Below are 22,740 nucleotides of genomic sequence, written 5' to 3'. Positions count from 1 at the left end.
CATTTGACTAAAGGTGTCTTTCTTTCTGCACAAATATCCCACGGGAGGCCCGGAGGGTGTGATACCCAACGGGGCCCACAAAGCGCGCAGCGTCAGCGCAGCCGTCTCCGCTCGCGCTGTAGCCATAGAGCGGTCAGCAGCAAGGGCGCATTGGCAATCTCGCCCCTGTCCACCGCATCCATGAACGCCTCGAACGTCAGCAGGTGGCCGCGAATATCCTCGGCCTCTTCGGCCTGGCCGAATACGCCCGCCACGCCATCCGGCAGGTCGCACAGGCCGATGAAGGAATAGATGTATTCCGTCATCGCCCCCGGGCTTGGGTAGTATTCCCCAACCCGCAACAATCGGCCAAGCACCAGCCCCGCCTCTTCCACCGCCTCGCGCCGGGCGCAGTCCTCGGGCGTCTCGCCCGGGTCGATCCGCCCAGCTACCGCCTCAAGCTGCCATGGCAAGGGGTCGCCCCGCCCCAGCGGCCCGGCGCGGAACTGTTCGATCAGCAGCACCCGATCCCTGACCGGATCATAGGGCAGGACCGTCACGGCATCGCCTGACACAAACACCTCCCGCCGGATCACGGGGCTCATCGTGCCGTCAAATCGGCGATGGCGCAGGTTCATGACCTCCAGCCCGAAGAACCCGGCATGTGCCTGCTCGACCGCGGCAACCGCAACGTCCGGGGTCGCGCTGCGCAAGCCGCGCCCTGCTGCCCCCGCCGCGCGGACACGGCTTGCCGCTGCGACCTGCAGCGACGGCAACCGGCGCCGCACGACAGGGGCCGGGATCTGGCCGTGGCAGGCCATTACGGCTAAAGCCAGCGCCTCAGCCTCGGCACCACCCGGTCCAAGGTCGAGCACTGGTGTCCCATCGGCCTCGCTTGGCGTCAGACCCATCACTTCGGCATAAAAGCTCAACCGCTCTGGCGATGCATCCGTCCCCACCACTGCCGCCTGCAGTGCCGGCGCCCCGATCACCTGCATGGCAGTCCTTTCAGCGCCAGCGCCGGTTGGCGTTTTCCGTCAGGATCCCCGCCAAGCCACCCCCCACGATCATCACGATCAGCACCCCCACCGAAAGCAGCGGCACTGACCGATCCAGCATCTGGTTGAACACATCGACCACCGCTTCGAACGGCCCGTCATAGCGCATCTTCACCGACTGCTGCAGCATCTCGTAGATGCCGACCAGAAGCAGGGCGAAAAACACCAGCACGATCACGGTTTTCCAGCCCGATCCCACCGCCCCGAGATAGCCCTTCCCGACCGAGTTTCCCATCACCTTCCAGCCCACCACCGCGCCAAGGGCGGACATGATCTCGTAAACCGGTCCCAAAGCATTTTCTGCGGGGACGTTGGCGGCATAGGCATTGGCAGTCAGAAATCCGACCACGGCAAAGGTCAGCGCGGCCATCGCCTTTGCGCCGGTAGGCATGGGAGTCGCCATCGAAAAGCCCTCACGTCGGACGGGTCACGGTGATCTGCGTCACGTCGCAGTTTCCTCCCTGAAACGCGCCCGCGCAAGAGGCCAGGTAAAAATCCCACATCCGCTTGAAACGGTCGTCAAACCCCAGCTTTTTCACCTCGCCCCAGCGGTCGGTGAAGGTCTCGTGCCAGCGCCGCAGGGTCAGGCTGTAGCTTTCGCCGAATTCTATCGAGCTTCTGACCCGCAGCCCCGCCTTTTCCACTTCGGCCCGCAGGACGGATGGCGCGGGCAGCATGCCACCGGGGAAGATGTATTTCTGGATGAAATCCACGCCCCGCTTGTAGACGTGCCAGCGGTCGTCGGCGACCGTGATGATCTGCAGCGTGGCGTGGCAGCCGGGGTTCAGCCGGTCATGCAGCGTGTTGAAATAGGTCGGCCAGTACCTTTCGCCCACCGCCTCGAACATCTCGATGCTGGCGATGCCGTCGTAGACGCCCCGTTCATCGCGGTAGTCCTGCAGCTTGATCGACACCCGATCCGACAGCCCCGCCTTGGCGATGCGTTCCACCGCAAAGTCATACTGGCGCTGGCTGATCGTCAGAGCCGTGACCTTCAGACCCCGCTCTTTCGCGGCATATTCCGCGAACCCGCCCCAGCCGCAGCCGATTTCCAGCACATGGTCGCCGGGTGATGTGCCCATCTGATCCACCATGCTGGCATATTTGCGCCGTTGCGCCGCTTCGAGGCTTTCCTGCGGGTTCTCGAAGATGGCCGAGGAATAGGTCATCGTCTCGTCCAGCCACAGCCGGTAGAAATCATTGCCGAGATCATAGTGATAGGAAATGTTCTTCCGCGCCTGCGTCTTCGAGTTCGACTGCAGCCAGAACCGCATCCGTTCATAGGCCCGCACCAGCCCAAGGCCGGGATAGCTGTTGCCAAGGGGGTTGTTCGCCGGACGCTGGATCAGGTCCAGAAAGGCTTGCAGGTCGGGGGTGGACCACCAGCCGTCCAGATAGGCATCGCAGAACCCAAGGTCGCCTTCGCGGATCAGCCGGGCAAAGAGGTCAGGGTTATGCACGTCAATCTCGGCCGCAAGCCCGGGTGCCGCACCCTCGATCCGGAACCGGCGGCCATCCGGCAGCACAAAGTCCAGCCGTCCCTCGCCCAGCCGCCCGGCCACCTCGAAGGCCTTCGCGAAATAGCGTGGCAGGCCAGTCTGGCCCTTCACCGTCGTCAGCACGTCCATCGGCCCTCCCCAGGGGTTCCCGTCTTTGATTCCAGTTTCGTCAAACCGCACCCCCTGCTCAAGTCTTTCGTGACCCATATGCCGCAAGGGCACGCGCACGCCCATCCGCAAGCTCGATGACCGGCGCAGGATAGGCCTGTGTCGGTTCAAGGCCCCAGGACCGCGGCACCGCCTCAAAGAAGGCCAAAGCCTCCGACCCCGGATTGCGCGACATCTCGGCAATGAAGCGACGTCGATAGTCGCCCTTTGCGTCAAACTTCTCGGCTTGCCCGGCCGGGTTGAACACCCGGAAATAGGGCGCCGCATCCGGACCCGATCCCGCAACCCATTGCCAACCCATCGCATTCGCCGCAGGGTCCCAGTCCGTCAGGCAATCGGCAAACCACTGCAGCCCGACCCGCCAGTCAGTCAGAAGGTGCTTGGTCAGATAGCTGCCCGCAATCATCCGGGCGCGGTTGTGCATCGTGCCGGTGACATACATCTCGCGCATCGCCGCATCGACAAACGGCTCGCCCGTCATGCCCTGCCGCCAACGCTCCGCCTCCGGATTGTCGCCGCGCCAGGGGAATGCATCCCATTCCGGCTTCCAGTTTGTGCGGGTGATCTGCGGCGAATGGTGCATCAGGTGATAGGCAAACTCACGCCAAGCCAGTTCCCGCAGGAACGACTCCGCCCCCGCCCGTCCCTCATCCCGGGCGCGCAGACCGGCATGCCACACCTCGCGGATGCCGATCTCGCCATAGGTCAGGTTCTCGGACAGCCGCGACGTCCCCGCCACCCCCGGCAGATCCCGCGCGGCGGCATAGTCCTCCACCGGCCCGTCCAGAAAGGCCGCCAGCTTGGCCCGCGCCGCAGCTTCCCCCACCGCCTGATAGCGGGCCACTACCGCGGCCCCTCGGTTCATCGCCGCGCCAAGGCGCCAATCCTCCAGCCGTTCGCTGGCCGGCCAGACAGCCGGTGCCACCGCCCGCGATGGCGCGACAGCGGGCGCGGAGACCACACGGCCCCGCACAGCGCGCCAGTAGGGCGTGAAGACCCGGTAGAACCCGCCCTGCCCGGTCTCAACCTCCCAGGGCTCATGCAGCAGATGGCCTGCGAAACTACGCGCCTCGACCCCGCCCGCCTTCAACGCGGCCTTCACTTCGGTGTCCCGCGCCACGCTTTCCGGGTCATACAGCCGCGACCACCAGACGCCGCCCGCCCCGGTCTCGGCAACCAGGGCCTGAAGTACCGCCAGCGCCTGCCCCCGGCGCAGCACAAGCCGCAGCCCGATCCCCTCCAGCGCGCGGGCAAAGGCTGCCACCGCAAGGCCCAGACGCCACTTCGCCGCCGCCCCCAGCGCCTCGGTCTCGGGGTCCAGCACAAACACAGGCAACAGCGGCCGTCCCGACGCGACCGCCGCGGCCAGCATCGGCTGGTCGCCCAACCGCAAATCGCGGCGGACCCAAAGGATCAACGGTCGCTCAGACATACCCCGGCCTTCCCCATGTGAACATTACGCCCGCCATCCTGCTGCGGATCACTTACTCTTGCTCTTTTTGCAAATACTCTCAGGGGGTTTGGGGGCAGAATGCCCCCATCAGCCGAACCTTCTGCGCACTCTTCGCGCAGAAGGTGAGAGGAAAGGCGCGCGCGGCACGCGCTCCGTTCCGCTGCCGTCAGAGGACCCGGTCCAACGCCTCGATCAGCCGGGTGACCTCTTCGGCGCTGGTGTAGTGGACAGCACTCATCCGCAAGACGCCCTTTTCCAGATCGATCCCCAAAGCGGTCAGCGGCCGCACCGCGTAGAAATCCCCGGCCCAGCAGGCAATCCCGTTGCGGCCCAGATCTTCCGAGACCGGCTCGGCGACCCGGTTCAACTCCACGGCCACTGTCGGTGCGCGCCGCGCGGCCTCCCGCGGGCCCAGCAAGCGCAGGTCGTTGCGGGCGGAAAGGTAGTCCAGCAGGGGCTGGATCACCGCCGCCTCCTGCGCGCGCATCAGGTCATGTACCCCCCGATTCCGTGCTGCCGCATCGCCGGCGATCCCGTGATGCGCCGCGAGCGCATCGACATAATCCGCCATCCCCGCGCAGGCCGCGATCTGGGCGTGATCCGGCCCCGCCGGAGTGTGCCGCTTGTAAAGCGTGCCGTGGTTGAAATAATGCCCCTGCCCCGGCAGTTCGAAGCCAAAGCCCTCGCGCAGGACCATGATCCCCTGATGCGGGCCATAGGTCTTGTAGGCCGAGAACAGATACACATCGCACCCCAGCGCCGGAATGTCGGGGAACCCGTGCGGCGCATAGCTGACCCCGTCCACCACGGTCCGCGCCCCGGCGTCCTTGGCCATCGCACAGATCGCGGCCACGTCGTTGATCTCGGCGATCACGTTCGAACAATGGGGGAAGCACACCAGCTTCACCATCCCATCCGCCAGCAACGCCGCCAGCGACGGCAGTTCCAAAGACCCCGTTTCGCGGTCGATCTGCCATTCGCGGACCTCAATCCCTTCGTCGGCCAGCCGCCGCCAGACGCCCGAATTCGCCTCGTGGTCCTGATCGGTCACCACAATCGCGCCGCCCGTCCCCTCCAGCCACTTCCGCACCGCTTGCGCCAGCACATAGGTATTGGCGGATGTGGAGGGCCCGAACGACACTTCCTCGCGCGCGACACCCATCATCGCCGCCAGCCGGTCGCGCGCCTCGTCCATCTCGGCCCCCCCCGCCTGCGCGCCCGGATAGGGGCCATAGGGCTGCACCTTCCGGTCGCGGTAAAACCGGGTCAGCCGGTCCACCACCTGCAGGCAGGGATAGCTGCCCCCGGCATTCTCGAAGAACGCATGGGACGACAGCACCGGCGAGTCAAAGGCCGGGAACTGCGAACGGACAAAATCAAGGTCAAGCACGGTCATCGTCATCTCCTGATGGCCGCGGGTGCCGGATCTGACCCCATGTCGCGGGGGTCCGGTCAATCCGGTCCGCGGCAGGTCTTCCAACCAGACCTTGGGATGTCTCCCCCGAAGGCCAGAGCCGGGTCGTTCCGGCGTCAGGCAATGTGGTATCGCCCCTCTTGCCGCACTGCAAGAGCCTCGCGCCGGGTTGCGCGCCGGCCCATTTGCCCAGATTCGCGTCGGCTGACGGATTTTTGTGCGCCATTCCCCTGCTTCAACGGCAGTTTCCCCTTGTCCTTTGCCCGCCCGCCACACAACTTTACGGCATCGGGGCGGGCTTCTGGGGGGTTCCGTCTCTGAAGACAGGTCACAATCCGGCAGTTGGTCGTCCAGTGACCACCGCCGCTTCAAAGGAGAACACATGTCCCGCAAAAGCCTCGCCCTGCTCAGCGCCGCCTCCGTGCTGTCGCTGTCCGTTGCCGCCCAGGCCGCTGATCCCGAACTGACCGTGCTCGATTGGGCCGGATGGGAAATTGACGGCATGCTGCAGCCCTATGTCGACTTGCACGGACAGAAACCGACGTTCGCCTTCTTCGCCGATGACGACGAAGCCTTCCAGAAAGTCTCGTCCGGCTTCCGCGCTGACGTTGTGCACCCCTGCGCCGCTTCGGTCCCTCGCTACACCGAAGCTGGTTTGATCGAACCCTGGGACATTTCGAAGATTCCGGAGTTCGCCAATATCCCTGAACGGATGACCGCCCCCTTCACGACCGAGGAAGGCGTCTTCTACATCCCGACCGACTATGCCTACACCGCCATCGCCTACAATTCCGAAACCGTCCCGGCGGAAGACGTGGCCACGGTTCAGGTCTTCACCGACCCGAAATACGCTGGCCGCATTTCGATGCCGGACAATACCGATGATGTCTGGTCGCTGGCGTTCCTTGCCACGGGCGTCACCTCCTGGGACAATGTGACGGATGAACAATTCACCGCCGCCGCCGACTGGCTGCGCTCGGTGCACCCCAACGTCCGGGCCTATTGGGCCGACCCGTCGGAACTTTCCCAGCTCATGGCCTCGGGCGAGGTTCAGGTTGCCTGGTCCTGGAACGACCCCGTCGCGATCCTGCTGGCCGAAAACTTCCCCGTGGGCTTCAACCGCTCCCCGGCCGAAGGGGCCGCCACCTGGTACTGCGGCTTTGTCAACATGAAGGACGGCCCCGGCAACGAGGAGAAGGTCTACGACCACATCAACTCGCTTCTGGCCCACACCTCGGCCCAGCCGCTGCTGGATGCGATCGGCTACGCTTTGGCCAACGACGCCGCCATGGCTGAAATCCCGGCCGAGGCTTTGAAGGCGGCCTATGTCGACCCGATCGACACCACGCTTTTCGTCCAAAGCCCGCCCTCGACGGAACTGCGCGACCGGATGATCGAAGAGTTCGAGATGATCAAGTCGGGCTTCTGACATCTGTCTGACAGATGACTGGCAATGCCCGGACCGCGCGTCCGGGCATTTTGCTTTTCAGGCCAGCAGCATGGCTTCCGGGTGCTGTAAGGGCTGGTCGCTTCCAGTGCGAAGCCCTGCGCAGAGGTCAAGGTTGGCGCCGTGCTGCACACCACGGTATTAAAAAGATTGAATATCAAGCCGTGCCGTTGAAAACTGGTGATGTTCACTTTTGCAAGCGCCCACGGTCGGGAGGTTCGTTTCACTTGAGTTCTTCAAAACCTTACATTCCGGTCAAACCCTTTGAACTCTTGTCGTGAATTCCAGTTATCTGAAGGGGCCCGCAGATCCAGCATCGTCTGGACGCACATGATCTGGCGGGCTTCTTGTGCCTGTGGGCTTGGCAGCCGGCAATCCCTGCATCCGGGGGCAGCCGCATGAAGGTACCTGCAGGCGCTGTCCCAATCGTTTATCAGTGTCCCGAGGATGTCCCAGCACTGGCCGAAACCTGGGCCGCGGCGCAGGAAACAGCAGAGTTCCTCGGCGGCGAATACAGGGACTATGTGTCGCCCGGCGCTTCCCCCAGCGGGGTCCAACGACGGATCGCGGTCCTGACGAAAGCGGCCAAGCCAGACCTTGTGCTGCCCTTCACGCGTGAAACCCACCTGCACACGTTCACAGTCGGGGAACGCAGTTTGGGAAGACTGCCGACCATGGCGCTTCGTCTGGCCAATCCGTGGCTTTCGGAAAGCCATGCGCCAAGCGACATCGCATACCTGCTGCGCCATGTGATGCAAAAGGAACATGTCGATCTGATCGACCTTGGCGAGATCCCGGAAAACTCGGCCCTGCGGGGGGCGCTTGATGCGCTTGCTTGGCCCGCGCGGAAATTGCGGCTTGGCCGCAAGGACAGCATCCGCTGGCTGATCGACTTTCCTGAAACGTTTGACGCCTATCTCGCCGGGCTAAGCACATCCACCCGGCAATCGACCCGGCGCAAGATGCGCAGCCTTGAAAAGGACTTCGACCTTCAGTTCGAGACCTTCACCTTGCCTCAGGATGTCGACCGCTTCCTCGCGGAAGGCGAAAAGATCAGCCGGTTGACCTACCAGTGGAACGTGGGTCAGCAGCTGAACGACAATGCCGAAACCCGGGCGCGCTTCCGCGATCTGGCCGATCAGGGGCGACTAAGATGCTATCTGCTCTCCCTCGACGGGGTCCCAAGGGCGTTCCTGCGCGGCACGGTCGAAGGGCAGATTTACAACTACGAAACCCCCGGCTTCGATCCTGCCTTCGCCAAGAATTCGGTCGGGACGGTGATCCTGATGCGCGCACTCCAGGACCTGATCACCAACACCGCCTGCCGGACTTTCGACTTCGGCACCGGCGGCGATGAGATCGGCTTCAAGTCGCGCTTTGGCAACCGGCGGCTGACCTGCAATTCCTACTATATCGTGAATGCAATCCGGCCGCGCGCCGGCCTGCTGCTGGCAGGGCAAAATGCGTTGACGGGGGCGAAAAACCTTGCTGCGGCGGTGATTGGCACAGGTGCGTTTCGGGACCGGATCAAGCGCCGGTTGCGCAAATACGGCGACTGACCGGGTGCCACGGCAGCACGGTCCCGCAGCGCGCGGCCATTCCCGTCCGGGAATGCCACCTTGCGCCCCCCACCCCCTGCCCCTATATTGACGCTTGTCGGGGGCAACCTCGACTATGGCGATAAACGCACCTGTAATAATCGGCTCGGACCCGGGGGCGGTACCCGGCGGCTCCACCAAAACCCCCGTTCATTGCGGGCGTGTGGGGCCGAAATAGGATCGACGAACGACCAAAGAGGCCAGCTTTCGCTCGGTGAGGTACCACCGTTATCGGTCCGCAAGTACAGTTGCCAATGACAACCGTGCTCCGATGGCTCTGGCTGCGTAAGCAGTTCGAGGTATCGAAACTTAAGCCCCTGCGCTTAGCCGCGTAGGGCGGGGTTCGCAGGTACCTGGCAACAGAAACCTGCACCTTCCCCCCTTCCCCTTGCCAGACTCGGCCAGCGACCCCATCGTGGGCCGATGCTGCGCCCCCTCACCCTTGTCTGCCTGACCGCCTGGCCAGCCATGGCCTGTGAAACGGCACTGTTGCTTTCGATTGACGTCTCAGGCTCCATCGACAGCGCCGACTACCGGCTGCAGACCGAAGGCCTGTCCGCAGCCCTGTCCGACCCCGAGGTGGCCGAGGCATTGGTCCGGGGCCAGGTGGCCCTTGCCGTCGTGCAATGGTCTGGCACGGCCCAGCAAGACCTGGCCCTGCCCTGGCAAAGGATGCTGACCCCCGGGGCCGTGACCAGCTTTGCCAGCCGCGCAGCCGCCATGCCCCGCGCCTTCAAGGGGTCGGACACGGCAGTGGGCGAAGGCCTGCGCTTTGCGCTGTCGCAGTTCGCCGCCGTCCCCGATTGCACCCGGCAGGTGATTGATGTCTCTGGTGACGGTCAGGAAAATGCGGGCTTCACCGACGCCCGCGCCCGGTCCGAAGCGGTGGCAGCCGGCGTCATGATCAACGCAATCGCGATCGAAGAACCGGGGCCGGCCTTTCCCATCACCAACTACTATCGCAACTGGATCATCAGCCCGGGCGGGTTCGTGGTGACGGCACGCGGGCTGCGCGACTATGCCGAAACCCTGCGGTTGAAGTTGTTGCGCGAGCTGGTCACGACCATCGGCTGACCGGTTCGGGCAAACACCTTCCTGTCACGCCACCCGGCGGCTATCGGAGCAGGCGCTTTCGCACACACCCCAGTCGTTGCCCATCTTCTGACAAGGCACCCTTTGCTTTGGGTCCTTCTACAGCGGGCATCGGCGTTTTCGCCCACCGCCCCTTCCCTTGGCCCTCAAATCCCTTATTGTAGCCGCAGTCATGAAAGGGCATCCGGATGGCGCGCACCATCGACTATGGCAACCTCATGCATCAGGCGATGCGCGGGCTGATTCAGTCCGTTCTTGCCGATGTGGCTGAAAACGGCCTGCCCGGGGCGCACCACTTCTTCATCACCTTCGACACAACCTATCCGGGCGTGGAGCTTGCTGACTGGCTACGCGACCGCTATCCCACTGAAATGACCGTCGTTATTCAGCACTGGTTTGAAAACCTGACTGTGAACGATGAATTCTTCACTGTTACCTTGAATTTCGGAAACAATCCGGAGCCGATGATCATCCCCTTCGACGCGGTCCGTACCTTCGTCGACCCGTCGGTAGAGTTTGGCTTGCGATTCGAAACGCAATCTTCGGATGAAAACGATGACGAAGAAGACGACATCGAAGTTGAGGAAGAGCCTACTCGCCATGACGCGGAAGTTGTGTCGCTTGACCAGTTCCGCAAGGGCTGACCGTTGAGCGAAGATCTGGCGCTGTTCCGCCGCAGATTGCTGCAAAACCCCAAACAGATCTCGGCGCTTGCGCCCTCATCGCGCTATCTGGCGCGGGCGATGGCCGAAGGGCTGGGGCCTAAGACCGGTCGGGTGGTCGAGTTCGGACCCGGCACCGGCCGTCTGACGCGCGCCATTCTCAAGGCCGGGGTTCCCGCCCGGCATCTTGACCTTTTCGAGCTGGACAACGATTTCGTCCGCCACTTGCGGCAGCATTTCCCCGGCGTTGCCGTGCACCATCTTGGGGCCGACCGGGCCGACGACGTGGTTGCGTCCGGGGTTGGCGCTGTCGTGTCAGGCCTGCCGCTTCTGTCGATGCCCCCCGCCGTGCGCGAAGCCATCGTGGACGCCGCATTCCGCATTCTGGCCCCCGGCGCGCCCTTCATCCAGTTCACCTACGGGCCAAAGCCGCCGCTTCCACCGGACAGCGTGGAACGGCTGGGCCTGCGGTTCGAATCGGGCACCAAGGTCTGGCTGAACCTGCCGCCCGCCCGGGTCTACCGGTTCTACCGCGCGTGACGCCTGCAGATTTCGGTATGCGACGGCATGCCAATTGATTTTGCACGCCCACGGCGCTAAGGGGCAGCGGACGCAGCGAGGAGACCCAGATGACCGCGACCCGCACCGAGACCGACAGCTTTGGCCCACTGGAGGTTCCCGCCGACAAGTATTGGGGCGCCCAGACCCAGCGGTCGATCATCAACTTCCCCATCGGCTGGGAACGCCAGCCCGTTGCGATCATCCGTGCACTGGGGGTCATCAAGAAGGCCTGCGCGCTGGTGAACATCGCGCAAGGCGACATCTCGGAAGATCTGGGCCAGGCGATTGCAGCGGCCGCGACCGAAGTGATCGACGGCAAGTTCGACGACAACTTCCCGCTGGTGGTCTGGCAGACCGGGTCGGGCACGCAATCCAACATGAACGCGAACGAGGTGATCTCGAACCGCGCGATTGAAATGCTGGGCGGGGTGATGGGGTCGAAAAAGCCCGTCCACCCAAACGACCATGTGAACATGGGGCAATCGTCAAACGACACTTTCCCCACGGCGATGCATGTCGCCATCGGCATGATGGCGCGTGACGTGCTGCTGCCAGGGCTGGAAAAGCTGTCCGCCGCGCTCTGGGCGAAGTCGAACGAATTCAAGGACATCATCAAGATTGGTCGCACCCATACTCAGGATGCAACGCCCCTGACGCTGGGCCAGGAATTCTCGGGCTACGCCACGCAGGTCGACAAGGGCATTGCCCGGGTCAAGATGTGCCTGCCTGACATCTATGAACTGGCGCAGGGCGGCACGGCGGTCGGCACCGGCCTCAACACCCGCGTCGGTTGGGATACCCGCGTCGCGGCCGAGATTGCAAAGATCACCCGCCTGCCCTTCATCACCGCCCCGAACAAGTTCGAGGCGCTGGCCGCGCATGACGCGATGGTCATGTTCTCAGGCGCGCTGAAAACGGTGGCCGCCAGCCTTTTCAAGATCGCCAACGACCTGCGGCTTCTTGGCTCCGGCCCCCGCTCTGGCCTGGGTGAGTTGATCCTGCCCGAGAACGAGCCTGGGTCCAGCATCATGCCGGGCAAGGTCAACCCCACCCAGGCCGAGGCGCTGACCATGGTCTGCGCCCAGGTCATGGGCAACGATGCCGCAGTGGGTTTTGCAGGAAGCCAGGGCCATTTCGAGCTGAACGTCTACAACCCGATGATGTCCTACAACGTGTTGCAATCCATGCAGCTACTGGGCGACGCGGCGGGGTCCTTCACCGACAACATGGTGGCGGGCACACAGGCCAATGTGGCGCGGATCGACAAGCTGATGAAGGAATCGCTGATGCTGGTGACAGCCCTTGCGCCAACCATCGGCTATGATGCGGCGACCAAGGTGGCCAAGACCGCGCACAAGAACGGCACCACCTTGCGGGAAGAGGCGATCGCTCTGGGCTATGTTGACGGCGAAACCTTCGACCGCGTGGTGCGCCCCGAAGACATGATCGGCCCGAAAGGCTAAGCCTTGGCCGAGATTGTCAACCTGCGGCAGGCGAAAAAGCAGGCGGCCCGCAAGGCCGCCCGCAGTGCGGCTGATGCCAACGCCGCCAAATTCGGGCGCACGAAGGGCGAGCGGGAGCTGGAAAAGGCGCGGGCCGAAAAGGCCGCCGCCCATCTGGATGCGCATCGGCGTGAGACGGATTAATCAATAGTTTACCCTGTAATGGCAGGCTTTGGCGCAGGGGGTGCGCCATGAAGGATCTGCCAGACTCGATTTCACCAGATCGCTGGATCACGCATCTCTTTTCGGCCAGAAGCGCCGCTGAAGGCGGGACAGTGCGGCGAAAGGTGGTCGATGTTGAACGTCTGATCGGCAGAGACAGGTTTCTTCAGGAAGTTCATCGCCGAGGCTTCAGAGTTGTGGAAAACGCAGGTCAATTCATCGTCTTCTGCAATCGCGAGCCGGTCTATCTGCTGACGCGCGGCTGACACCTGGCGCAAATCTTTTCGAAAAGATTTGCAAAATCCTTCGAAGGATTTTGTCCAAGGCCGACCGTTGCGCTATGGCTTGGCGCATGTCCACCCGCCCGATCAAGCGCTCGCTCACCCTGCATGGCCACCGCACCAGCGTCTCGCTGGAGGCCCCGTTCTGGGATGCGTTCCGCGAGATTGCCGCCCTACGGCAAGTGCCGCTGAACCAGCTTGCAGCCGACATCGACGATGCCCGGTCAGGGGATGAGGGCCTTGCCTCAGCGATCCGGTTGTTCGTGCTTGACCACTACCGGTCTGCGACGTCGGCAAGCGTCACTGCCAGATCGCCATAGCCCGTGTACCGCCGTTCATAGGCCAGTCCCAACCGCGCCGCGCAGTCCTGCGCTTTGGCGTCAAGCACCGGGTCATTGACCTGTGCCTGATATACCAGCTTGGTGTAGTTGCCGAAATACATGTCCCGCAATTCCGGATGCCGGTCCAGACCCATCGGCTTCCAGACGAAGGCATCGAACTGCCGGACAAGGAAATCCGTCAGGTAAAAGGCCGTGAATTCGGTGTCGGCCTTGGCCGCAAACGTCGCGTTGCCTTCAAAAAACGAATAACAATGCGGGCCTTCAACCATCTGAACGCCCAGTTCCTTGCACTTTTCGAACAATCGCCCGCCAGTCCCGCAATCTGCATAGACAACGAAGATCTCGGCGTACTGCCCACGCGCCTCGGCCACCGCTGCCTCGACAGCCGGGATGATCCGGTCCGGCCAAAGATGCAGTTTTGCCGGCAGGCATTGCAGGTCAAGGTGGCTCCAGCCATTCGCCGCCTTCAGCGCAAGGATCTCATGCGCCAGTGCGCCGCAGGCGATCAGCAGCACCCGCCCCGTCCGCGCCGGAGCAAGGCCCGCTTCGCTGAGGGAGATATCGTCCAACCTCGCCTCCATTGGTCCGAGATGGCCCCTACCTGCCGACGCGCGACCACGCCAGAATCAGGCTGGCCGACAGCGCGGCAAAGGCGACAGCGGCCAGCGGCACGCCGGACCACAGGGCCAGGATGATTGTCAGTCCAGCCGACAGGATGACCAAGGCGATCAGGCCGAGAAAATGCGTCAGTGGCATATTGTGCCCCCCCGATCTTCAATCTGCGCCCCGAATGCGGCTTTCGCAAGCCCGCCACGGATCACAGAGCCGTGCAGCCGCCTTAAGCGCTCAGCTGGTTGTGCTTGCGCGCAACGAACTGCTTGGCCGTTTCCACCGCCACCGCGGCATCGCGGCAATAGGCGTCGGCACCGATGGCGCGGCCGAATTCCTCGTTCAGCGGGGCGCCACCGACCAGCACGATGTAATCCTCGCGCATGCCCTTTTCCTTCATCGTGTCGATCACGACCTTCATGTAGGGCATCGTCGTGGTCAGCAGGGCCGACATCCCAAGGATATCGGGCTGTTCCCGCTCCAGCGCCTCAAGGTATTTCTCGACCGAGTTGTTGATCCCAAGGTCAAGCACTTCGAACCCTGCGCCTTCCATCATCATCGCGACAAGGTTCTTGCCGATGTCGTGGATATCGCCTTTGACCGTGCCGATCACCATCTTGCCCATCCGCGGCGCGCCGGTTTCCACCAGCAGCGGCTTCAGGATGAACATCCCCGCCTTCATCGCGTTCGCGGCCAGCAGAACCTCGGGCACGAACAGGATGCCATCGCGGAAGTCGGCACCGACGATGGTCATCCCCGCCACCAGCGCCTTGGTCAGGACGTCATAGGGCGTCCAGCCGCGGGCGATCAGGATGTTGACGCCTTCCTCGATCTCTTCCTTCAGACCATCGTAGAGGTCGTCATGCATCTGCAGAACAAGCTCGTCATCCGAAAGCTCGGACAGGATGATTTCTTCTTCGTCGGCCATCGGGGCGCTCCAAGCGGAAGGGTCTGTCATGGTGCATGGTCGCAAAGCGACCTGACCACTATTCGGCAAGCGACATACACCGGATGAAAGCCGACAGAAAGCAGTCGCCGGTGGGAAAGTTGTGGCCAATGTTCCCGTCTTGTTCTAGAATTGCCTGATGACGACCGATGACAGCATCCTGCCCGGTCAGCGCCTGCGCGGGCGCGGGGCAGACAGCAACCGTAGAGGCCGGTTCGAACGCCAGACGCTGGCGGCGCATCACGACGGCTGGGAGATTGAGGAAGAGGCGCGTCTGGTCCGAACCGAGGTTCGGCTGGAACGCCCCAGATCGGCCATAACCTACAACCGGTCGCCTGACCTGCCGTTTGACCGGTCGATCAATCCCTATCGCGGCTGCGAACACGGGTGCATCTATTGCTACGCCCGTCCCAGCCATGCCTTCCTGAACCTGTCGCCGGGCCTGGATTTCGAAACGCGCCTGATCGCCCGGCCCGGCATCGCCGACGTTCTGGACGCCGAGTTGCGCCGTCGCGCCTACAAGGTGGCACCCATCGCCATCGGCACCAACACCGACCCGTACCAACCCATCGACCGTGACCATGGCATCATGCGGCAAGTGCTGGAGGTGTTGTCGGCCTTTCGCCATCCCGTCTGGATCACCACCCGCGGCACGACCATCGAACGCGACATCGACCTGATAGCCGCGATGGCCGCCGACGGGCTGGCCGCCGTATCAGTTTCCGTCACGACGCTGGACGAAACCCTTGCCCGGAAGATGGAACCCCGCGCGCCCTCGCCCAAGCGGCGGTTGCAGATGATCCGGGCGCTGGCATCGGCTGGGATCCCGGTGCGGGTGCAGGTGTCGCCCCTGATCCCGGCCCTGACGGACCACGAGCTTGAGGCGGTGATGGCCGCGGGGGCCGAGGCGGGGGCGACTTACGCCAACTCCATCCCCCTGCGCCTGCCACTTGAGGTGGCGGAACTGTTCCGACAGTGGATCGAAGCAACCTTTCCGGACCGCGCCGCCCGGGTGATGGGCCGGGTGCGCGAACTGCACGGTGGCCGCGATTATGACCCGGAGTTTGGCAAACGCATGACGGGACAAGGCCTGTGGGCCGATCTCATTCACCGCCGCGCCGATGTGTCGCGCAAACGGCTGGGTCTGGGCAGCGGCTTGCCACCGCTGCGGTCCGATCTTTTCGTCGCACCACCAAAGGCGGGGGACCAGCTGACCCTGTTCTAGACGCCAAGACCCCGATTTCTTCAAAGAAATCGTGCCGGAGCCTTCGAAGGCTCCGGTCCGGAGTTTTCAAAAACTCCGGCGCCCCCGCCCCAACCTGAGCCGCAAACGCTAGCCCCGACGTCCGCGCCGCTCGCGCTTTGGCTCACCCGAGGTATCCCCGGTCCCGTCCGAGGCCGAGGAGAACCCGCCAAGCTGGGAGGTGATGTCCTCCAGCGTCGGACGCGGTCCCTTGGGGCGGCTTTCCAGCGCCGCACGCATGGCGCGCAGATGGTCCGGCATCGTGCCGCAGCAGCCGCCGATGATCCGCACCCCGGCGTCACGCGCCAGAACGGCATATTCCGCCATCAATTCCGGCGTGCCGTCATAGTGGATGTGACCGTCATGATATTTCGGGATGCCCGCATTGCCCTTGGCGATCAGCGGCCGCGCCGTCCCGGTGGCGGCAAAGCCAAGGACCGTGCGCATCAGGTCGGAGGCACCGACCCCGCAATTCGCCCCGAACGCAATCGGCGGATTCGGCAGCTTTTCCACCATCTCGGCCATCGCGGCTGAGGTGACGCCCATCATCGTGCGGCCGGCCGTGTCAAAGCTCATCGTGCCGCACCAGGGCATGCCGGCCAAGGCGGCTGCCTCAGCCGCGGCGCGGTATTCCTCGAAGGCGCTGATCGTCTCGACCCACAGAACGTCGGCCCCGCCCTCCTTCAGACCCTCGGCCTGTTCGTGGAACATCTCGACCGCAATGGCGTGGGTCAGGGTGCCCATCGGCTCAAAAATCTCACCCGTGGGGCCGACCGACCCCGCCACCACGACCGGACGCCCCGCCGCATCGGCAATCTCGCGCCCCAGCGCCGCGCCGATCCGGTTCAGCTCGCGCACCCGGCCCTCGGCCTGATGCAGCTTCAACCGGCTGGCGTTGCCGCCAAAGGTGTTGGTCAGGAAAATGTCCGACCCCGCCTCAACCGCGCCACGGTACAGCGCGCGGATGTTGTCGGGCCGGTCGGTGTTCCAGAACTCCGGCGGCTCACCCGATTCCAGCCCCATGTTGAACAGGTTGGTCCCCGTGGCCCCATCGGCCATCAGCCAATCGCGCGAGGCAAGCATCCGGGTCAGCGCATCGGTCATCGTCGGGGTTCCTTTCAACCAAGGTTCCCCCTCCTCTGCCATGCCCGGCTGAGAGAGGCAAATTCATATTCCGCATCACGTCATGTGGTGCGCCTCAACCAGATGCGGCTGGGCGCAGTCGATCAGATCCACGGTCAGGCCAAGCGGATCGGCCACAGCCCGCAGTTCGCCAAGCACCATCGCGCGGTCGGGCAGCCGCTCGGACACAACCCGGACCCGCCCCATGAAAACCGTCGCCCCAAGCTGATGCAGCAGGTCAAACGCATCAAAACTCTCGCCAATCAGCGGGATGACCAGAAGATCGACATCCGCAAGATCGTCGCCAAGGGCAAGCACGTCGCCGAACTGCATGGTTTTCACCGTCACAGGAAAGGGGGTGACGGTCCGGTCGAATGACTTAGCCGGGGTAATGAGCATCCTGTTCTCCTTCGGGCAGCATGCGAACAAGCGCAACAGTCTGAAGAACGGGGCCCGACCGGCTTTATTCCATCCGTTGTGAAAAATGTTCAGACATTGGCCTGAAGCGACCCAAGGCCCAAGACAGCACCATGGCTGCAAGCCTTTGCGACGTGTCGGTTGCTCAACAGATCGGTTGGGCCCTGGGCCGGTTCAAGGCCCAAAGCCGGATCAGGCCGCAGGCGGGATGAACCTACCTGCGGCTCCGTGCAACGATCAGATCTCGGACATCAATTGCGCTTTGGCTACCGGCAGAAGCTCAGCCATCTTGGCGCGGATTTCCTCGGCACTGGCCTTGCCGGCCAGATCGGCGACCAGCTTGCGGACCACATCCTCGATCCCGGCCTCTTCGAAATCGGCGCTGACCACTTCCATCGCATAGGCGGTGGCATCGTCCCCGGATTTGCCCATCAGGCCCGCCGCCCAAAGCCCGGTCAGCTTGTTGCGCCGCGCCTCGGCCCGGAACTGCATTTCGCTGTCATGGGCGAACTTGTTTTCAAAGGCGTTCTCGCGGTCGTCGAAAGTGGTCATCAGGGGCCCCCTAAGGTCATGCGCAGGTTCAGGCATGGGTTCACGGTCACCTTTCATATGCCCCTCCCCTTGCCGTGCTGCAAGCCCCCGCGGACAACCCGCCCCTCTCCCCGCACCCTCACGCGCCTTGCGACCGCGCGACCCTTGGACTATAGGCCAAGGGAACACCCCGCAGGACGCGCGCGTCCCGCCCGGGACCCGTCATCGGAGCACGCATGGCACGGCGCAAGAAGGTCTACGAAGGCAAGGCGAAGATCCTCTACGAAGGCCCCGAACCCGGCACGCTGATCCAGTATTTCAAGGATGACAGCGCGCCCACCGTCGCGGCCCCCGCCACGCTGGAAGGCAAGGGCGTTCTCAACAACCGCCTGTCGGAATTCTTCATGACCGGTCTCAACCAGATCGGCGTGCCGACGCATTTCATTCGCCGCATCAACATGCGCGAACAACTGGTCCGCATGGCCGAAATCATCCCGCTGGAAGTTGTGGTGCGCAACTTTTCCGCCGGCCCGATGACCGCGCGGCTGGGAATACCCGAGGGCACGCAACTGCCCCGCCCGATCGTCGAATACTACTACAAGGACGAACGCCTGAACGCCCCCCTCGTGGCCGAAGAGCACATCGTCGCCTTCGGCTGGGCCAACCAGCAGGACCTTGACGACATCATCGCCCTTGCCCTGCGGGTGAACGATTTCCTCAGCGGCGTGATGATGGGCGTCGGCATCCGGCTGGCCGATTTCAAGATCGAGGTGGGCCGCGTCTGGGATGGCGACTACATGCGCCTGATCGTGGCGGATGAGATCAGCCCCGACAGCTGCCGCCTGTGGGACATGCGCCTGCCAGAACGTCCCGATGGCACCCTGCCCGACCCGCAGCCGATGACCGACGTCTATTCCGAACTCGCCCGCCGTCTGGGCGTGATGCCGTCGAACGTGACCCATACGACCAAACCCACCCTGATCAACTGACCCCGGATTTTTCGCAGAAAAATCCTGGCCATTCCGGAGGCCCCTGATGAAAGCCCGCGTTACTGTCATGCTGAAATCCGGCGTCCTTGATCCGCAAGGCGAAGCCGTGCGCCATGCGCTTGGGTCCCTTGGGTTTCAGGGCGTGAACGGCGTGCGGCAGGGCAAGGTGATCGAGCTTGATCTGGCCGAGGCCGACCCCGCCAAGGCCGAGGCCGAGGTCAAGGCGATGTGCGACAAGCTGCTCGCCAACACCGTGATCGAAAGCTACCGGGTCGAAGTTCTGTAGTCCCGGCCAGCCAGGCAAGGCCTTGGTACCGCCCTACCTTGGCTCCCGCCGCTGAAAAACACAGCTGACCTTCAGCCCGCGCCCACCCGCGCCCTGGTCAAAGGCGCAACTGGCCCCGAACAGTTCCGCAATCTCGGCCACGATCGCCAGCCCCAGCCCTGACCCCCCCAAAGGCGCGGGTGCCGCAGCCATGCGCAACGGCTGACCTTCCGACTGGACAGCGGCCAGCCTCTCGGCCGCAAGACCGGGGCCATCATCCTCGACCTCCAGCTGCACGGCACTGACATCGTCGCGGACCCGCACTGTCACGACCGCGCCCCGCCCGGCATAGCGCAGCGCATTGTCCAGAAGGTTGCGCAACAGTTCTGCCGTCAGGACCGGCTCGGCCAGCGCCCAGGCATGGCTGGCACCGTCATAGCCAAGGTCAATCCCCGCATCTGCCGCCTGTGGCAGAGCCTCACCCGTCAGGTCGCGCGCAAGGGCGGCCAGATCGACCGGCACCAGCGAAAGCCCCGTGGCCGCCGCGTCCACCCGCGCCAGCGCCAGCAACTGCGCCAGCACCCTTTCTGCCCGCACCAGCGCCGCGTCGGCCTTGTCTAGTGCCGCGGCCGCCTGATCCCGCCCCTCGGCGCGGCGGGCCAGTGCCAGCTGCGTGCGCAGCGTCGCCAGCGGCGTGCGCAACTGGTGGCTGGCGTTCCCGGTAAAATGCCGCAGCGCCGCCACCGCGCCTTCCAGCCGCGCCATGAAGCTGTTGATCGCCCCGGCCAAGGGGGCCGCCTCAAGCGGCACCCGGGCCTGCAACGGGCGCAGGTCATCGGGCGTGCGTTCAGCAATCGCCGCGCCAAGCCGGTCCAGCGGGCGAAAGGCCAGCGTCACTGCCGCCCAGACGATTCCCATGATGCAGCCGATCAACACCAGAATCCGCAGCGCCGACCGGATCAGGATCTGCCGCGCCAGCGCACTGCGGGCCAGCGTCGATTCCGCCACCGTCACCGTGAAGGCCAGCGACGTCGCCCCGGTCGAAATCTCGCGCTCCAGCGTGGCGCTGCGGATCGGCACTTCCCCGAACAACCCGTCGGCAAAGGCGATGCCCGCTTCGCCGGGATCCAGCACCGCCAGCGCCTCATACCCCGTCAGGAACTGCCCGGCCGGGGCATCCACCCGGTAGAACACCTGATCTTCCGCCGCCGAGGCCAGCATTTCCAGCGCGGCAAAGGGAATGTCGGCCTCAAGCCCGCCGCCTTCGTCCACCGTCACCCGCTCGGCAATGGCCAGCGCAGACCCCTCCAGCACGCGGTCCGACAGGCCTTGCGATGTCCGCACCGCCTCGCGCCAGGTGTCGGCCAGTGCCACCACACCGATCAGCGCCGCCGCCAGCGTCAAACCCAGCAGTAGCCTGCGCCGCAGGGAATAACCGCTCATCCCGGCTCCACCGGCTTTTCCAGCAGATATCCCAGCCCCCGCGCTGTCCGCAAACTCAGGTCATAGGGCGCGATCCGCCGCCGCAGCCGCGAGACGTATTGTTCAATCGCATTGTCCGACAACAGATCGTCAAGCGACGTCAGCGACTGCACGATGGCCTCTTTGGTGACAACCTTGCCCGCCCGCAGGAAGAACAGCTCCAGCAGCGCACGCTCCCGGGGTGGCAGGTCCAGATCAACCTCCTCAGCCCGGAACTGCCGCGTCGTTAGGTCCAGCGTCAGCCCGCCCAGCCGCACGACCGAAGACCGCAACCCCGCCTGCCGCCGGAGCAGCGACCGCACCCGCGCCTCGAACTCGCGCACATCGAAGGGTTTCGACATGTAGTCGTCGGCCCCAAGGTCCAGCCCCCGCACCCGCTCTTCCGCCGATCCCCGTGCCGTCAGGATCATCACGGCGGGCGACGGGGTGCGCGCGCGGATGCGGCGCAAGAGGCTTAACCCGTCCAGCCCCGGCAGGTTCAGATCAAGGATCACCAGCTCGAACTGTTCGGCAATCAGCAGCGCCTCGGCGGCCAGCCCGTCGTTGACACAGTCCACCGCATGCCCCGACCCCGCCAGAAGCGTGGTCAGCGCCTCGGCCAGCGGCAGATCATCCTCGACAAGCAGCAGACGCATGTGGCCCCCTTTCGCCAGCCTAAAGCAGCCACCCGGCCCGGGAAAGCGCCAAGGCGGACCGCCTACCACCGATTTCTTCAAAGAAATCGGACCGGAGCCTTCAAAGGCTCCGCACCGGAATTTTGGAAAATTCCGGCGCCACCACCGACTGCGCGGTGCGAACGCTTGAGGGGCAAGCCCAGTTGGGGCAGGCTATCCCGATGTGGCGCGCCCTTTTCCTGATGCTCACGCTTGCCAACCCCGCCTTCGCCCCCGCCAAGGCCGAGGTGGCGCGCTTTCCCGCGCCCGGGGGCGAGACGGCCAGCCTCAGCATCTACTCCACCCTTGACCAGCCGCTTGCCGCCCCCCTCATCACCGCGTTCCAGGTCGCGCATCCCGGCGTTACTGTGGTCTACGAAGACCTTCTGGCCGCCGAAATCGCCGCCCGCATCATCAGTGAAACCGATAGCGGCGGCCCAACCGCCGATTTCGCCTTTTCCTCGGGCATGGACCTGCAGGTGAAACTCGCCAATGACGGCTATGCCCAGCCCGTCACCGTGCCACAGGCCGCCGCCTGGCCCGATTGGGCCAACTGGCGCGACATGGCCTTTGCCCTGACCTATGAACCCGGGGTTCTGGTCTGGCACAAGCCGTCCTTCCCCGACGGCCCGCCCCAGTCGCGGCTCGAGATGATCGCCTGGGCCCAGACACCCGCAGCCCAGGGCCGCATCGGCACCTATGACGTGGCCCGCTCGGCCGTGGGTTACCTCTACCTCGCCCGCGATGCCGAACATTTCGCCGACATCTGGTCGCTTGTCGCCGCCATGGGCCGGGCCGGCCTGCAGACCTTTCCCACCAGTCAGGCCATCATCGACCGCGTGGCCGATGGGCGGCTGGCGCTTGGCTACAACATCCTTGGCTCCTACGCCGACGCCCGCGCGCGGACCGAGCCTGACCTTGGCGTCCTTCTCCTCAAGGATTTCACCGTGGTCGTCAGCCGTGTGGGCCTTGTGCCCCGCGCCGCCGCGCGGCCCGACCTTGGCAGCACGTTCCTTGCCTTTCTCATGGGGCGCGAAGGCCAGACCATCATGGCCGACCGCCTGCGCCTTGCCGCCGTGTCGCTGGAGGTGTCGGGCCAGAACACCGCCCGCGCGATGGAGGCAGCCTTGGGCGACCAGCTGCGCCCGGTGCCGGTCAGCCCCGGCCTGCTGGCCTATCTTGACCAGTCCAAGCGCGCCAAGCTGATCGCCCGCTGGGAAGCGGCATTGGCCAGCGGCGCGGCACCCTAGTCCACATCTGTTGCAT

Annotated in this window: 26 protein-coding genes and 1 other RNA gene; 14 read left to right on the top strand and 13 right to left on the bottom strand. The window is 64.4% G+C overall.

Translation table 11 applies throughout. The features are described from left to right. Positions 1-92 precede the first annotated feature (92 nt). The 5 genes from EI545_RS17115 to EI545_RS17095 all read right to left on the bottom strand — a co-directional run bounded on the left by EI545_RS17115 (position 93) and on the right by EI545_RS17095 (position 5,553). Positions 93-977, bottom strand: a complete 885-nt coding sequence (locus EI545_RS17115) for an NUDIX domain-containing protein (RefSeq protein WP_125326585.1) — start codon at positions 975-977, stop codon at positions 93-95. A gap of 10 nt (positions 978-987) precedes the next feature. After that, complete coding sequence (locus EI545_RS17110; RefSeq protein ID WP_125326584.1) at positions 988-1,428, bottom strand: TrgA family protein; 441 nt, start codon at positions 1,426-1,428, stop codon at positions 988-990. 22 nt (positions 1,429-1,450) lie between these two features. After that, complete coding sequence (locus tag EI545_RS17105) at positions 1,451-2,665, bottom strand: SAM-dependent methyltransferase (RefSeq protein ID WP_125326583.1); 1,215 nt, start codon at positions 2,663-2,665, stop codon at positions 1,451-1,453. Between the two features lie 58 nt (positions 2,666-2,723). Next, entirely contained in the window at positions 2,724-4,136 is a 1,413-nt protein-coding gene (locus EI545_RS17100) for a cryptochrome/photolyase family protein (RefSeq protein WP_125326582.1), read from the bottom strand. Between the two features lie 187 nt (positions 4,137-4,323). Beyond that, entirely contained in the window at positions 4,324-5,553 is a 1,230-nt protein-coding gene (locus tag EI545_RS17095) for an aminotransferase class V-fold PLP-dependent enzyme (protein ID WP_125326581.1), read from the bottom strand. 400 nt (positions 5,554-5,953) lie between these two features. Between EI545_RS17095 and EI545_RS17090 the strand changes: the two genes are divergently transcribed. The 10 genes from EI545_RS17090 (at position 5,954) to EI545_RS17045 (ending at position 13,196) form a co-directional block, all read left to right on the top strand. Further along, positions 5,954-7,000: an ABC transporter substrate-binding protein gene (locus EI545_RS17090; RefSeq protein WP_125326580.1), complete on the top strand. Its 1,047-nt coding sequence runs from the start codon at positions 5,954-5,956 to the stop codon at positions 6,998-7,000. Positions 7,001-7,416: 416 nt separating this feature from the next. Then, on the top strand, positions 7,417-8,577 hold the full coding sequence (locus EI545_RS17085; protein ID WP_125326579.1) for a GNAT family N-acetyltransferase: 1,161 nt from the start codon (positions 7,417-7,419) through the stop codon (positions 8,575-8,577). A 56-nt stretch (positions 8,578-8,633) separates the two neighbouring features. Then, positions 8,634-8,990, top strand: a transfer-messenger RNA (tmRNA) gene (ssrA, locus tag EI545_RS17080). Between the two features lie 49 nt (positions 8,991-9,039). After that, positions 9,040-9,690 carry a DUF1194 domain-containing protein gene (locus tag EI545_RS17075; protein WP_125326578.1) on the top strand — a complete coding sequence of 217 codons (651 nt, stop codon included), beginning with the start codon at positions 9,040-9,042 and terminating at the stop codon, positions 9,688-9,690. Positions 9,691-9,896: 206 nt separating this feature from the next. Continuing rightward, positions 9,897-10,352, top strand: coding sequence for an SspB family protein (locus EI545_RS17070; protein ID WP_125326577.1), 456 nt, complete (start codon positions 9,897-9,899; stop codon positions 10,350-10,352). 3 nt (positions 10,353-10,355) lie between these two features. Then, positions 10,356-10,910, top strand: coding sequence for a class I SAM-dependent methyltransferase (locus EI545_RS17065; protein WP_125326576.1), 555 nt, complete (start codon positions 10,356-10,358; stop codon positions 10,908-10,910). Positions 10,911-10,999: 89 nt separating this feature from the next. After that, positions 11,000-12,394 (top strand): class II fumarate hydratase, encoded by a 1,395-nt coding sequence (fumC, locus tag EI545_RS17060; RefSeq protein WP_125326575.1) that lies wholly within the window; start codon positions 11,000-11,002, stop codon positions 12,392-12,394. A 3-nt stretch (positions 12,395-12,397) separates the two neighbouring features. Further along, complete coding sequence (locus tag EI545_RS17055; protein ID WP_125326574.1) at positions 12,398-12,577, top strand: DUF4169 family protein; 180 nt, start codon at positions 12,398-12,400, stop codon at positions 12,575-12,577. A 47-nt stretch (positions 12,578-12,624) separates the two neighbouring features. Beyond that, on the top strand, positions 12,625-12,861 hold the full coding sequence (locus EI545_RS17050) for an N-(5'-phosphoribosyl)anthranilate isomerase (protein WP_125326573.1): 237 nt from the start codon (positions 12,625-12,627) through the stop codon (positions 12,859-12,861). Between the two features lie 86 nt (positions 12,862-12,947). Continuing rightward, on the top strand, positions 12,948-13,196 hold the full coding sequence (locus EI545_RS17045; RefSeq protein WP_125326572.1) for a ribbon-helix-helix domain-containing protein: 249 nt from the start codon (positions 12,948-12,950) through the stop codon (positions 13,194-13,196). Here EI545_RS17045 and EI545_RS17040 read toward each other — a convergent pair. The 3 genes from EI545_RS17040 to EI545_RS17035 all read right to left on the bottom strand — a co-directional run bounded on the left by EI545_RS17040 (position 13,151) and on the right by EI545_RS17035 (position 14,754). Beyond that, positions 13,151-13,798 (bottom strand): DUF1638 domain-containing protein, encoded by a 648-nt coding sequence (locus tag EI545_RS17040; RefSeq protein WP_125326571.1) that lies wholly within the window; start codon positions 13,796-13,798, stop codon positions 13,151-13,153. The genes EI545_RS17045 and EI545_RS17040 overlap by 46 nt on opposite strands. 16 nt (positions 13,799-13,814) lie before the next feature. After that, the gene (locus EI545_RS21420; protein WP_164517331.1) at positions 13,815-13,973 is read right to left on the bottom strand and encodes a hypothetical protein; all 159 of its coding nucleotides are present in this window, start codon (positions 13,971-13,973) and stop codon (positions 13,815-13,817) included. A gap of 82 nt (positions 13,974-14,055) precedes the next feature. Then, a complete protein-coding gene (locus tag EI545_RS17035; protein ID WP_125326570.1) occupies positions 14,056-14,754 on the bottom strand; it encodes a corrinoid protein in 699 nt (232 codons plus the stop codon). A gap of 154 nt (positions 14,755-14,908) precedes the next feature. Between EI545_RS17035 and EI545_RS17030 the strand changes: the two genes are divergently transcribed. Continuing rightward, positions 14,909-15,997: a PA0069 family radical SAM protein gene (locus EI545_RS17030; protein WP_164517396.1), complete on the top strand. Its 1,089-nt coding sequence runs from the start codon at positions 14,909-14,911 to the stop codon at positions 15,995-15,997. Between the two features lie 108 nt (positions 15,998-16,105). Here the strand turns inward: EI545_RS17030 and bmt are convergent, their stop codons facing one another. From bmt to EI545_RS17015, 3 genes are all read right to left on the bottom strand, one after another. Beyond that, on the bottom strand, positions 16,106-17,119 hold the full coding sequence (bmt, locus tag EI545_RS17025) for a betaine--homocysteine S-methyltransferase (RefSeq protein WP_125326568.1): 1,014 nt from the start codon (positions 17,117-17,119) through the stop codon (positions 16,106-16,108). 75 nt (positions 17,120-17,194) lie between these two features. Further along, a complete protein-coding gene (locus EI545_RS17020; protein WP_125326567.1) occupies positions 17,195-17,536 on the bottom strand; it encodes a hypothetical protein in 342 nt (113 codons plus the stop codon). A 255-nt stretch (positions 17,537-17,791) separates the two neighbouring features. Further along, positions 17,792-18,106, bottom strand: coding sequence for a DUF1476 domain-containing protein (locus EI545_RS17015; protein ID WP_125326566.1), 315 nt, complete (start codon positions 18,104-18,106; stop codon positions 17,792-17,794). Positions 18,107-18,321: 215 nt separating this feature from the next. Here EI545_RS17015 and EI545_RS17010 point away from each other — a divergent pair, with 215 nt between their 5' ends. Together EI545_RS17010 and purS are read left to right on the top strand one after the other, a co-directional pair. Beyond that, on the top strand, positions 18,322-19,074 hold the full coding sequence (locus EI545_RS17010; RefSeq protein ID WP_125326565.1) for a phosphoribosylaminoimidazolesuccinocarboxamide synthase: 753 nt from the start codon (positions 18,322-18,324) through the stop codon (positions 19,072-19,074). A gap of 46 nt (positions 19,075-19,120) precedes the next feature. Beyond that, positions 19,121-19,360, top strand: coding sequence for a phosphoribosylformylglycinamidine synthase subunit PurS (gene purS, locus EI545_RS17005; RefSeq protein WP_125326564.1), 240 nt, complete (start codon positions 19,121-19,123; stop codon positions 19,358-19,360). 33 nt (positions 19,361-19,393) lie between these two features. Here purS and EI545_RS17000 read toward each other — a convergent pair whose 3' ends face one another. Then, a complete protein-coding gene (locus tag EI545_RS17000) occupies positions 19,394-20,782 on the bottom strand; it encodes a sensor histidine kinase (protein ID WP_125326563.1) in 1,389 nt (462 codons plus the stop codon). Then, positions 20,779-21,456 (bottom strand): response regulator, encoded by a 678-nt coding sequence (locus EI545_RS16995; protein WP_125326562.1) that lies wholly within the window; start codon positions 21,454-21,456, stop codon positions 20,779-20,781. The genes EI545_RS17000 and EI545_RS16995 overlap by 4 nt, the downstream gene beginning before the upstream one ends. Before the next feature lie 200 nt (positions 21,457-21,656). Here EI545_RS16995 and EI545_RS16990 point away from each other — a divergent pair, with 200 nt between their 5' ends. After that, on the top strand, positions 21,657-22,724 hold the full coding sequence (locus EI545_RS16990; protein WP_125326561.1) for an ABC transporter substrate-binding protein: 1,068 nt from the start codon (positions 21,657-21,659) through the stop codon (positions 22,722-22,724). Positions 22,725-22,740: the final 16 nt, after the last annotated feature.

This window comes from Tabrizicola piscis (assembly GCF_003940805.1).
Classification (GTDB): Bacteria; Pseudomonadota; Alphaproteobacteria; order Rhodobacterales; family Rhodobacteraceae; genus Tabrizicola; species Tabrizicola piscis.
Note: the sequence above shows the minus strand (reverse complement) of the source record. Positions and strands in the feature narration are given on the sequence as shown.

Bases quoted from the DNA above. Each gene is read 5' to 3' on its own strand.
- EI545_RS17090 (WP_125326580.1), top strand. From the start codon at position 5,954: ATGTCCCGCAAAAGCCTCGCCCTGCTCAGCGCCGCCTCCGTGCTGTCG.
- EI545_RS16995 (WP_125326562.1), bottom strand. From the start codon at position 21,456: ATGCGTCTGCTGCTTGTCGAGGATGATCTGCCGCTGGCCGAGGCGCTG.
- EI545_RS17100 (WP_125326582.1), bottom strand. From the start codon at position 4,136: ATGTCTGAGCGACCGTTGATCCTTTGGGTCCGCCGCGATTTGCGGTTG.
- EI545_RS17075 (WP_125326578.1), top strand. From the start codon at position 9,040: ATGCTGCGCCCCCTCACCCTTGTCTGCCTGACCGCCTGGCCAGCCATG.
- EI545_RS17115 (WP_125326585.1), bottom strand. From the start codon at position 977: ATGCAGGTGATCGGGGCGCCGGCACTGCAGGCGGCAGTGGTGGGGACG.
- EI545_RS17050 (WP_125326573.1), top strand. From the start codon at position 12,625: ATGAAGGATCTGCCAGACTCGATTTCACCAGATCGCTGGATCACGCAT.
- EI545_RS17010 (WP_125326565.1), top strand. From the start codon at position 18,322: ATGGCACGGCGCAAGAAGGTCTACGAAGGCAAGGCGAAGATCCTCTAC.
- EI545_RS21420 (WP_164517331.1), bottom strand. From the start codon at position 13,973: ATGCCACTGACGCATTTTCTCGGCCTGATCGCCTTGGTCATCCTGTCG.
- EI545_RS17035 (WP_125326570.1), bottom strand. From the start codon at position 14,754: ATGGCCGACGAAGAAGAAATCATCCTGTCCGAGCTTTCGGATGACGAG.
- purS (WP_125326564.1), top strand. From the start codon at position 19,121: ATGAAAGCCCGCGTTACTGTCATGCTGAAATCCGGCGTCCTTGATCCG.
- EI545_RS17040 (WP_125326571.1), bottom strand. From the start codon at position 13,798: ATGGAGGCGAGGTTGGACGATATCTCCCTCAGCGAAGCGGGCCTTGCT.
- EI545_RS17015 (WP_125326566.1), bottom strand. From the start codon at position 18,106: ATGACCACTTTCGACGACCGCGAGAACGCCTTTGAAAACAAGTTCGCC.
- EI545_RS17105 (WP_125326583.1), bottom strand. From the start codon at position 2,665: ATGGACGTGCTGACGACGGTGAAGGGCCAGACTGGCCTGCCACGCTAT.
- EI545_RS17070 (WP_125326577.1), top strand. From the start codon at position 9,897: ATGGCGCGCACCATCGACTATGGCAACCTCATGCATCAGGCGATGCGC.
- EI545_RS17000 (WP_125326563.1), bottom strand. From the start codon at position 20,782: ATGAGCGGTTATTCCCTGCGGCGCAGGCTACTGCTGGGTTTGACGCTG.
- fumC (WP_125326575.1), top strand. From the start codon at position 11,000: ATGACCGCGACCCGCACCGAGACCGACAGCTTTGGCCCACTGGAGGTT.
- EI545_RS17110 (WP_125326584.1), bottom strand. From the start codon at position 1,428: ATGCCTACCGGCGCAAAGGCGATGGCCGCGCTGACCTTTGCCGTGGTC.
- EI545_RS17085 (WP_125326579.1), top strand. From the start codon at position 7,417: ATGAAGGTACCTGCAGGCGCTGTCCCAATCGTTTATCAGTGTCCCGAG.
- EI545_RS17020 (WP_125326567.1), bottom strand. From the start codon at position 17,536: ATGCTCATTACCCCGGCTAAGTCATTCGACCGGACCGTCACCCCCTTT.
- EI545_RS17095 (WP_125326581.1), bottom strand. From the start codon at position 5,553: ATGACCGTGCTTGACCTTGATTTTGTCCGTTCGCAGTTCCCGGCCTTT.
- EI545_RS17045 (WP_125326572.1), top strand. From the start codon at position 12,948: ATGTCCACCCGCCCGATCAAGCGCTCGCTCACCCTGCATGGCCACCGC.
- EI545_RS16990 (WP_125326561.1), top strand. From the start codon at position 21,657: ATGTGGCGCGCCCTTTTCCTGATGCTCACGCTTGCCAACCCCGCCTTC.
- bmt (WP_125326568.1), bottom strand. From the start codon at position 17,119: ATGACCGATGCGCTGACCCGGATGCTTGCCTCGCGCGATTGGCTGATG.